The sequence below is a fragment of the Andreprevotia lacus DSM 23236 genome (assembly GCF_900176275.1).
GTDB lineage: Bacteria > Pseudomonadota > Gammaproteobacteria > Burkholderiales > Chitinibacteraceae > Andreprevotia > Andreprevotia lacus.
Map to the genome: position 1 here is coordinate 39204 of NZ_FWXD01000025.1, position 9280 is coordinate 48483.

Genomic DNA, 9280 nt, shown 5'->3' on the forward strand with positions numbered 1-9280 from the left:
CCGGGCCGGAACCGCAATGCCGGCCCGACCACGCTCCCGGGCCGGCATTGCCTCCTCGCCGCGCGCAATACAGCGGCGTTAAACGCACCATCTGCTGCACCGCACACCATAATAGAGACATCCACCCACACCGCCCGGAGCCAACCATGACTGCCCTGCCCCACGGTATCCAGATCCACGGCGAATTCAGCCCGGAATTTGCCGAAATCCTCTCGCCGGATGCGCTGGCCTTTGTTGCCATGCTGCACCGCAAGTTCAACGGCCGCCGCCAGGAGTTGCTGGCCAACCGCCAGCTGCGTCAGGCCGAGCTGGATGCCGGCAAGCGCCCGGACTTCCTGCCAGAAACGCAGGCCGTGCGCGATGGCGACTGGCGCATTGCGCCGCTACCGGCCGATCTGGCGCTGCGCCGGGTGGAAATCACCGGTCCGGTGGAAAAGAAGATGATCATCAACGCGCTCAACTCGGGCGCGGACAGCTACATGACCGACTTCGAGGACTCCAACACGCCCAACTGGCTGAACCAGATCCAGGGGCAGATCAACCTCAAGCAGGCGGTGCGCCGCACGCTGAGCTTCAGCAACGAGGCTGGCAAGCGCTACCAGCTGAACGACAAGATCGCCACCCTGCTGGTGCGCCCGCGCGGCTGGCATCTGGATGAGAAGCACGTCACCATCGATGGCGAGCGGGTATCGGGCGGCATCTTCGACTTTGCACTGTTCCTGTTCCACAACGCGCGCGAACAGCTGGCGCGCGGCACCGGGCCGTATTTTTACCTGCCCAAGATGGAATCGCACCTGGAAGCGCGGCTGTGGAACGACATCTTCGTTGCCGCACAGGAAGGGCTGAATATTCCGCGCGGCACCATCAAGGCGACAGTGCTGGTGGAAACCATCCTGGCCGCGTTCGAGATGGACGAAATCCTCTACGAGCTGCGCGAGCACTCGGCGGGCCTCAATGCCGGCCGCTGGGATTACATCTTCAGCTGCATCAAGAAGTTCAAGACCGACCGCGATTTCTGTCTGGCCAATCGGGCGCAGATCACCATGACCGTGCCCTTCATGCGTGCCTATGCGCTCAATCTGGTCAAGACCTGCCACAAGCGCGGTGCGCCGGCCATAGGCGGCATGAGCGCGCTGATCCCGATCAAGGGTAACCCCGAAGCCAACGACAAGGCCATGGCCGCCGTGCGTGCCGACAAAACCCGCGATGCCGGCGACGGCTTCGACGGCGGCTGGGTAGCCCACCCGGGGCTGGTGCAGATCGCCATGGAAGAATGGGTGAAAGTGCTGGGCGAACGCCCGAACCAGATCGACAAACAGCGCCCGGATGTCCACACCACGGCAGCCGACCTGCTTAACTTCCAGCCCGAGCAGCCGATCACCGCTGCCGGCCTGCGCATGAACATCGACGTGGGCATCCAGTACCTTGGCTCGTGGCTGGCCGGCAATGGCTGCGTCCCCATCCACAACCTGATGGAAGATGCAGCCACGGCGGAAATCAGCCGCTCGCAGGTATGGCAGTGGATACGCTCGCCCAAGGGCGTGCTGGACGATGGCAGCAAGGTCACGGCCGAGATGGTGCGCGCCCTCATTCCGCAGGTGCTGGACGACATCCGCAACGAACACGGCGATGCCACCTTTGCCAAGGTGCCGTATACGCAAGCCGCCACCATTTTCGAGCAGATGAGCACCAGCGAGCAGTTCACCGAGTTCCTCACCCTGCCGCTGTACGAGAAAATCTGATCAGACCCGCCCCGGCACAACCGGGGCAGGTCTGCGGCAGGTTGCGTCCGGTTTGCATGCCGCTGACATTCGATGGATGCAGCAAAGCCGGATCGGGCACCAACAAGCGTGGTTGCGCTGCAACACAACATGGTGCCGGCTGCCGAGTGTGGATAGAATCGGTCCATCCCCCCATGCCGGCGACACGATGAAGCTTTACACCTCGTTCACCAGCCCGTTCGGCCGCAAGGTCCGCGTGGTGCTGCTGGAAAAAAAGATCGACTGCCAGTTGATTGAAGACGTGCCCAACACTCCCGACAGCCAGATCGCCAGCGTCAACCCGCTGGGCAAGGTGCCGGTGCTGATTCTGGACGATGGCAAGCCACTGTATGACTCCAGCGTGATCGTGGACTACCTTGATCATGTGTCGCCGGTGGGCAAGCTGCTGCCGGCCGAGCATCGCCAATCAGTTGGCGTCAAACGCTGGGAAGCACTGGCCGACGGCATCATCGATGCCGCCATCCTGGTCATGAACGAGCGCCGCCGCCCGCCCGCCCAGCAAAGCGGCGACTGGCTCACGCGCCAGCAACAGAAAATCGATCAGGGCCTTGCCGGGCTGTCTGCCGATCTGGGCGAGCACAAATGGTGTTATGGCGGGCACTTCAGCCTGGCCGATATCGCTGTCGGTTGCTGCCTCGGCTATCTCAACTTCCGCTTTCCCGAGCTGGACTGGGCGGAGCGCCACCCCAACTTGGCCGGGCTGTACGCGCTACTGGGCGAGCGCCCTTCGTTTCAGGATACGGCACCGCCCGCAGCAGCCTGAGCACCTCAACAAAAACGCCTGCAACCGCAGGCGTTTTTCATGGGTGGGGCAGGCTCAGTGCGCCAGCGGCTCGGGCGGGTATTGGCGCTCGATCTCGCCAGCGGCAATCTGCGCCAGAGCACGCAATATCATTGCCTGCTCTTCGGTCAACGCATGCGGCTTGGTATCGATCACGCACACGGTACCTATGGCGTGGCCGTTGGACAGCACGATGGGCGCGCCAGCATAAAAGCGGATGTGCGGCTCGCCGATCACCAGCGGGTTGTCCCAGAAGCGCGCATCCAGCAACGCATCCTCGACTTCCATCAGCTCGGTCGGGTTCAGGATGGCATGGGCACAAAAGGAGATATCCCGGCCGGTCTGATCCATACCAGGCAGGCTGCTGGCTTTGAACCACTGGCGGGTTTCATCCACGATGCTGATCAGCGCATGCGGCACTTCCAGCGCCGATGCGGCATATTCGATCAGTTCGTTGAACACCGGGTCGGGCGGTGTATCGAGCAACTGCAGGCGCTGCAGCGTCGCAATACGATCGATTTCGTTTGCGGGCAGTTCGGGCGAGAGCATCACGATCAGTCCTGCTCATTCGGTAGCGGTACCTGCACTGTAGGCCGCTCCTGCGCGAGCGGAAATACCGCCGCCGACGGGCGACGGCATTTCTGCGCCTAATGGCAAGCTGCGATCAAGCTGCCGTCAGTGTTGCAAGCCCTGCCACAAGGCGGTCAGCAGGGTATCGGTGCGATCTTCGGTGTATTCCCAGAAGAAGCCGCCGGCCAGATCGTGTTCGCGAATAAATGCAGTCTTGGCGGCAATCGACTCGGCATCTTCATACGATATGAAGCGACCTTCGTGCAACAGCCAGGGGGCCTTGGCAGCATCGTCCCAGTGACGAACCGCGCCGGCCGGCAGCAACGTCTCGGCAATCTCGGTATAGCTGTGCGCACCGTTGCTCCCCTTCTCGCCCGGCTCGCCAAGGCCGGTGGTGCCGGCCAGGCTACGGCCGTAGAAGGCCACCCCCAGCACCAGCTTCTCGCGCGGCACGCCGTTGGCGAGGAACAGTGCCACCGACCTGGCGCAGCTGTCGCCATCCGGATCAACCGGCGTGTTGTAGAGGTTGCTGTGATGGCCGGCACGGGTAGCCCAGCCGTTGTAGTAGTCGTAGGTCATCAGGTTGACGAAGTCGAGCTGCGCGGTGACCTTGTCCATTTCGACACCATCGAGGTAATACTGGCCTGCACCGGCAGCAATGGACAGCAGGTAGCGCTCGTCACCCTTGCGGCCCTGCGTGTCGGACAGCGTATCCAGATGGCGGCGCAGGGAGGCCAGCATCAGCGTGAAGTTCTGCTTGTCCTCCGGGCGCGCAACGATGCCGGCCATGTCGTTGCTGGGGTATTCCCAGTCCATGTCGATACCATCGAGCTGGTAGCGCTGCATGAAATCCACGGCAGACTGCGAGAAGCGCTCGCGCGCACCTTCGGTCAGTGCCGCCTCCGAAAAGCCGTCTGCCGTCCAGCCACCGATGGAAATCAGCAGCTTCAGGTGCGGATGGCGCTCGCGCAGCGCCACCAGCTTGGCCAGACCGCTTTCATCGCGTGCCTGATGCTGGTCGTCCTGCGTCAGCAGCACCACCTCTCCATCACGGATGTTGGCAAAGGCATAACAGATGTGGGTCAGGCGCTCGGCGTCACGCTCCAGTGGCAGTCCTTCCCAGTGCTGCCAGCCGGCGATGTACGCCAGCAACATTTTCTTCTTGGACATTCGATTCCTCTGTTCACGGCAATGAGCTTGCATACTGAAAGGTATGCAGCGCACACATTAAAGCGCAGCCACCACACTCATTTCAACCTTGTAGCGCGGATCGGCCAGCCGGGCCTCGACGGTGGCGCGCGCGGGCGTGTGCCCCGGTGAGACCCATGCCGACCAGGCTTCGTTCATTGCATCGTAATCGGCCATGTCGGCCAGATAAATGGTGACCGACAGCAGCTTCTGCTTGTCCGAGCCGACTTCGCCCAGCAAACGGTCGATTGCGGTCAGCACTTCCTCGGCCTGGCCGCGCACGCTCTTTTCCAGTGTCTCGGCCACTTGGCCGGCCAGATAGACCGTGTTGTTGTGGACAACGATTTCGGACAGACGCGGGCCGACGTGGTAACGCTGGATGCTGGACATGGTGCGCTCCTTAGATGAGGGGACGATGAAAAACAAAAAGGCGAGCCACAGGCTCGCCTTTCAGTGTAATGCGGCTTTTACACCGCCGCGACCGAACGCAGTCGCAGCGAGAATTCCTGCAGCGCAGCAATGCCGCTGGCCTCGGCGCGGGCGCACCAGTCCTGCAGGTGCTTGAGCAGCTCGGCGCGCGAGAGCGACGAACGCTCCCACAAACGGGTCAGCTCCTGGCGCATCTGGTAAACCTGGTTCAGCACATTGCTTTGTGCCAGCACGGCGTCCAGCTGCGGGCGTTGTGCCGCCGGGGTGTCCTTGGCATCCTGCTTGAGCCACACCTTCATCTGGCGGGCCAGGTTGAAGTCGAACTGCGGCAGGTGCGTATTGGCGCGCAGCTTGTCCACTTCGTCGGCCACGGTCTGCTTGAGCGACTTGGCATAGTTGGCCGCCACGCTGTAGCGATTGGCAACGATGGCGGCCAGCGCGTGTTCGTCCAGCTCAGGGCGCACGCCTGCGGTCTTCATCTTCGGCGCAACCTTGCGCACCTTGGCCATACCCAGCATTTCCATGATGCGGATATACATCCAGCCAATGTCGAACTCGAACCACTTGTACGACAGCTTGGCCGAAGTACCAAAGGTGTGGTGATTGTTGTGCAGCTCTTCACCACCGATGATGATGCCCCACGGCAGCACATTGGTGGATGCGTCTTCGCACTCGAAGTTGCGATAGCCCCAGTAGTGGCCGATACCGTTGATGACGCCTGCGGCGAATAGTGGAATCCAGATCATCTGCACGGCCCAGATCCAGATGCCGTTCGGGCCGAACAGCATCAGGTTGATGATCATCATCAGGGTCGGGCCCTTGGCGCTGTGGGCGCTATAGATATTGCGCTCCAGCCAGTCGTCCGGCGTGCCATGGCCGTACTTGTCCATGGTCTCGGTGACCTTGGACTCGGCGCGATACAGCTCGGCACCTTCAAAGAAGACCTTCTTGATGCCCTTGACCACCGGGCTGTGCGGGTCTTCCTCGGTTTCACACTTGGCGTGGTGCTTGCGATGGATGGCCGCCCACTGCTTGGTGACCATGCCGGTAGTCAGCCACAGCCAGAAACGGAAAAAATGGCTCGGAATCGGGCCAAGATCCAGCGCGCGATGCGCTTGATGGCGGTGCAGGTAAATGGTAACCGCAGCAATGGTGATGTGTGTGAACACCAGGGCGACCACGATATAACCCCACCATGGCAGGTCTACCAGACCATTCAACCAGCTCAAATCCATGCAAATACTCTCCAGAAGGCAACCTAGCGGTGCGAACAATAACGCCGCCTGTGCACAAGGGGGTTGATTCTAATCAATTTTTACCCCAAGCGCCGACGTTTGAAACGCGGGCAGACGGATGGTTCCCTTCTAGCTTACTCCAATCCCTGTAAGTTTCCATCCCCGGCCAGCCGCTCGTGGGGTTTGAAATGCACCACATCCAGCCGGTTGAACGGGATGTTGATGCCATGCTCACGGAACAATTGCCAGATCTTCAGGTTGATCTCCGACCGCAGTCCTAACGTGCCATTCTCCGGATCCTGCAACCAGAAACCCACTGACATATTCACGGCGCTGTCGGCAAATGCTTCCACATAGCCACGCGGCGCCGGCTCGGCCGCAATGCGCGGATGGCCGGCCACGGCCGACTCCAACAGGCGCAGCACCAGCTCCAGATCGGACTCATAGGCCACGCTGACCGGCATTTTTACCCATACCGCCCGGTCGGTGTACGACTGGTTGACCACGGTAGACGTCACCAGCGTGTCGTTGGGAATCAGCGACTCGGTGCCGTCGGCCCCTTTGAGCACCACATAGCGTGCAGTAATGCCGCTGATCACGCCCTGGCGGTTGTCGATGGTGATCAGGTCACCGATCTTGATCGAGCGGTCCAGCAGGATGATGAAGCCGGAAATATAGTTGGATGCGATCTTCTGCAGACCAAAACCCAGCCCCACGCCCAGTGCGCCGCCAAAGACCGACAAGACTGTCAGATCAATGCCTACCAGCGGCAGCGCCACCATCACGGCCAGCACCACCAGCAAGGTCTGGATTACCTTGACCATCACCACGCGGGCATTCAGGTTCATCAGCTGCGCAGCCATCAGGCGCGATTCGACCAGACGCCCCAGCCACATGGCCACCAGCAAGGTGCCCGCCACCGAGGCCAGCCCCTGCAAGATGGTCAGCACCGACAGCCGCGACTTGCCCAGGTGGAAGCTGATGCCGTCCAGCAAGTCGGCTACCTCGGGCAGCACACCCAGCACGTGCAGCGCGTAGATCAGCCAGATGATACCGGCGATGTATTTTTCCCAGCGCTGCACCCACTGCGCCTGCGAAAACGCGTGCTTGAGCATGTAGACCAGCACGCGGATGTTCACCATGGCGGTGAGCAGCACGCTGGCCAGCGCCAGCAGGTGATGTGGCAGCGGTTGCGCAAACGTCAGCGCCGCACCGCCCAGCAAGACCAGCAACAAGGCGCTGACCGGGAAGTAAACGCGCGAGAAACCCTCGCCGCCAAACTTCCAGCGCGCATGATCCAACCCGAGGTGTGGCTTGAAGTAGCGGTTGCTCAACCAGGCAACCGCCAATGCCAGCAACAGGATGCCGGCTTGCGACAGCATTGAGGCCGTCAACGCGCCACTGCGGTTCAACTCGGCCAGTAGCTCGACAACCAGATTGTGCCGTTCAGTGCCCGGCTGCACGTATGCGCTCCAGCGTTTGCGTGGTCGAAGTCTGGAACAGGAAGGGGATGGAATGCACGCTGCCGCCCCAGGCCAGCACCTCGCTGCTGCCGACGATCTTGTCCACCGGCCAGTCGCCGCCTTTTACCAGCACGTCCGGACGGGCAGTCAGGATCAGCGCGTGCGGGGTATCGCTGTCAAACCAGGTCACCAGGCTCACGCTTTCCAGCGCAGCCATTACCGCAGCACGGTGCGCCAGCGGATTGATGGGACGATCGTCACCCTTGCCCTGCCGGCGTACCGAGGCATCGGTATTGAGGGCCACCACCAGACTGGCACCCAGCGCGCGCGCCTGCGCCAGATAGGTGACGTGCCCACGGTGCAGGATGTCGAAACAGCCATTGGTAAACACCAGCGGCCGCGCCAGCTGCTGCAGCCGCTCCGCCAGCTGCTCTGGCGGGCACAGCTTGCTTTCAAACGCTGCGGGCGCGTATTGGCTCATGCAGCGGCGCCCAGTTGCTTGCGATAGCGGTTGAGGTCGCCGGTGGTTTCCAGCACCACGTCGAACAGGCTGGACAGATTGCGCAAGATGCCGCCGACCACGCGCGCTTCCCATTCCTTGCCAAACTGGATCTGGCTATCCAGCCAATGCTCCAGCCAATCCGGGTCAGGCAAACGGCTTTGCACGGTGTCGTTCGGATACAGATCCTTGTTCACGTGCAGATTGGTCGGGTGCAGCGGCTTGTTGGAGCGGCTCGACGACGCCATCAGGAAACCGATCTTGGCAAAGGCGCGACGTGCTTCATCACCACAGCGCTCGATCGCGCGCTTCATGTACTTGAGATAAGCACCGCCATGGCGTGCCTCATCCATGGACAGATGCTTGTAGATGGCCTTGATCACCGGCTCGGTATGCCATTCGGACGCGCGGCGATACCACTGCGTCAGACGCACCTCGCCGCAGAAATGCAGCATCAGCGTTTCCAGCGGCGGCGCCGGGTCAAACTCGAAGCGCACGGCATGCAGTTCTTCTTCCGTAGGCGCAAATTCGGGCTTGAAGCGGCGCAGATACTCGATCATCACCAGCGAATGCTTTTGCTCCTCGTAGAACCACACCGACATGAAGGCGGAAAAATCGCTGTCATCGCGGTTGTCACGCAGGAACATCTCGGTTGCGGGCAAGGCCGACCATTCTGTGATCGCGTTCATCTTGATCGTGAGGGCCTGCTCATCGGTGAGCAAGGCTGCATCGAACTCGGCCCATGGAATATCATCAGCCATGTTCCAGCGGGCTTTCTCAAGATCGGCAAACAATTGCGGGTACAACATCCGGATCGACTCCTGCGGACGAACTTAACTAGTAGATAAAAATGAAACCCAATTGCGTATTAGACTAGCTTGGCGGGGCCAAGAGCAAGACCCAAATTTGTCACACAAGTGATTTATTCTGGAAGATTTTCCCGCATTCCAGTCATAAACCCGCCCACCAGCAGCCGAGCTGCCGTCTGGCCTGCGCCCACAAAGCAAAAACCCCCTGCCTTGGGCAGGGGGTTTGCATGGGGAGTCTGGCGATGTCCTACTTTCACACGGGTATCCGCACTATCATCGGCGCTAAGTCGTTTCACGGTCCTGTTCGGGATGGGAAGGCGTGGGGCCAACTCGCTATGGTCGCCAGACGTAACTGGTTGAGTTACGACTGTTAGTCATGACTCTGATTCGATAGAAGAAGCATACTGCCCGGTCTCGTGAGATTTCTCTCACGCTACCCTCAAATTCATTTTTCGGTTCGATTGCACTCGCAAACATCACCTGACGCAACGCGCCTCAGGTTATAGGATCAAGCCGCACGGGCAA

The 9280-nt window shown here is 60.9% G+C and carries 9 protein-coding genes and 1 rRNA gene; 2 read left to right on the plus strand and 8 right to left on the minus strand.

The genetic code is table 11. From position 1 onward, the window contains the following. Nucleotides 1-146: 146 nt before the first annotated feature. Nucleotides 147-1742: a malate synthase A gene (aceB, locus tag B9A19_RS17120; RefSeq protein WP_084092383.1), complete on the plus strand. Its 1596-nt coding sequence runs from the start codon at nucleotides 147-149 to the stop codon at nucleotides 1740-1742. Nucleotides 1743-1929: 187 nt separating this feature from the next. Continuing rightward, nucleotides 1930-2544, plus strand: a complete 615-nt coding sequence (locus B9A19_RS17125; protein WP_084092384.1) for a glutathione S-transferase — start codon at nucleotides 1930-1932, stop codon at nucleotides 2542-2544. A 54-nt stretch (nucleotides 2545-2598) separates the two neighbouring features. On the opposite strand, the gene B9A19_RS17130 is transcribed toward B9A19_RS17125, so the two are convergent. From B9A19_RS17130 to rrf, 8 genes are all read right to left on the minus strand, one after another. Next, nucleotides 2599-3111, minus strand: coding sequence for a GAF domain-containing protein (locus B9A19_RS17130; protein ID WP_084092385.1), 513 nt, complete (start codon nucleotides 3109-3111; stop codon nucleotides 2599-2601). Between the two features lie 126 nt (nucleotides 3112-3237). Then, nucleotides 3238-4302, minus strand: coding sequence for a glycoside hydrolase family 18 protein (locus B9A19_RS17135; RefSeq protein WP_176216993.1), 1065 nt, complete (start codon nucleotides 4300-4302; stop codon nucleotides 3238-3240). Nucleotides 4303-4359: 57 nt separating this feature from the next. Beyond that, nucleotides 4360-4710, minus strand: a complete 351-nt coding sequence (locus B9A19_RS17140) for a RidA family protein (RefSeq protein WP_084092387.1) — start codon at nucleotides 4708-4710, stop codon at nucleotides 4360-4362. 77 nt (nucleotides 4711-4787) lie between these two features. After that, nucleotides 4788-5978 carry a DesA family fatty acid desaturase gene (locus tag B9A19_RS17145; protein ID WP_084092393.1) on the minus strand — a complete coding sequence of 397 codons (1191 nt, stop codon included), beginning with the start codon at nucleotides 5976-5978 and terminating at the stop codon, nucleotides 4788-4790. 140 nt (nucleotides 5979-6118) lie between these two features. Continuing rightward, complete coding sequence (locus B9A19_RS17150; RefSeq protein WP_084092388.1) at nucleotides 6119-7447, minus strand: mechanosensitive ion channel family protein; 1329 nt, start codon at nucleotides 7445-7447, stop codon at nucleotides 6119-6121. Further along, nucleotides 7431-7928, minus strand: coding sequence for a D-glycero-beta-D-manno-heptose 1-phosphate adenylyltransferase (rfaE2, locus tag B9A19_RS17155; RefSeq protein ID WP_084092389.1), 498 nt, complete (start codon nucleotides 7926-7928; stop codon nucleotides 7431-7433). Before rfaE2 ends, B9A19_RS17150 begins: the two co-directional genes overlap by 17 nt. Continuing rightward, nucleotides 7925-8755 (minus strand): ferritin family protein, encoded by an 831-nt coding sequence (locus B9A19_RS17160; protein ID WP_084092390.1) that lies wholly within the window; start codon nucleotides 8753-8755, stop codon nucleotides 7925-7927. The genes rfaE2 and B9A19_RS17160 overlap by 4 nt, the downstream gene beginning before the upstream one ends. 234 nt (nucleotides 8756-8989) lie before the next feature. Further along, a 5S ribosomal RNA gene (gene rrf, locus B9A19_RS17165) occupies nucleotides 8990-9102 on the minus strand. Between the last annotated feature and the right edge of the window lie 178 nt (nucleotides 9103-9280).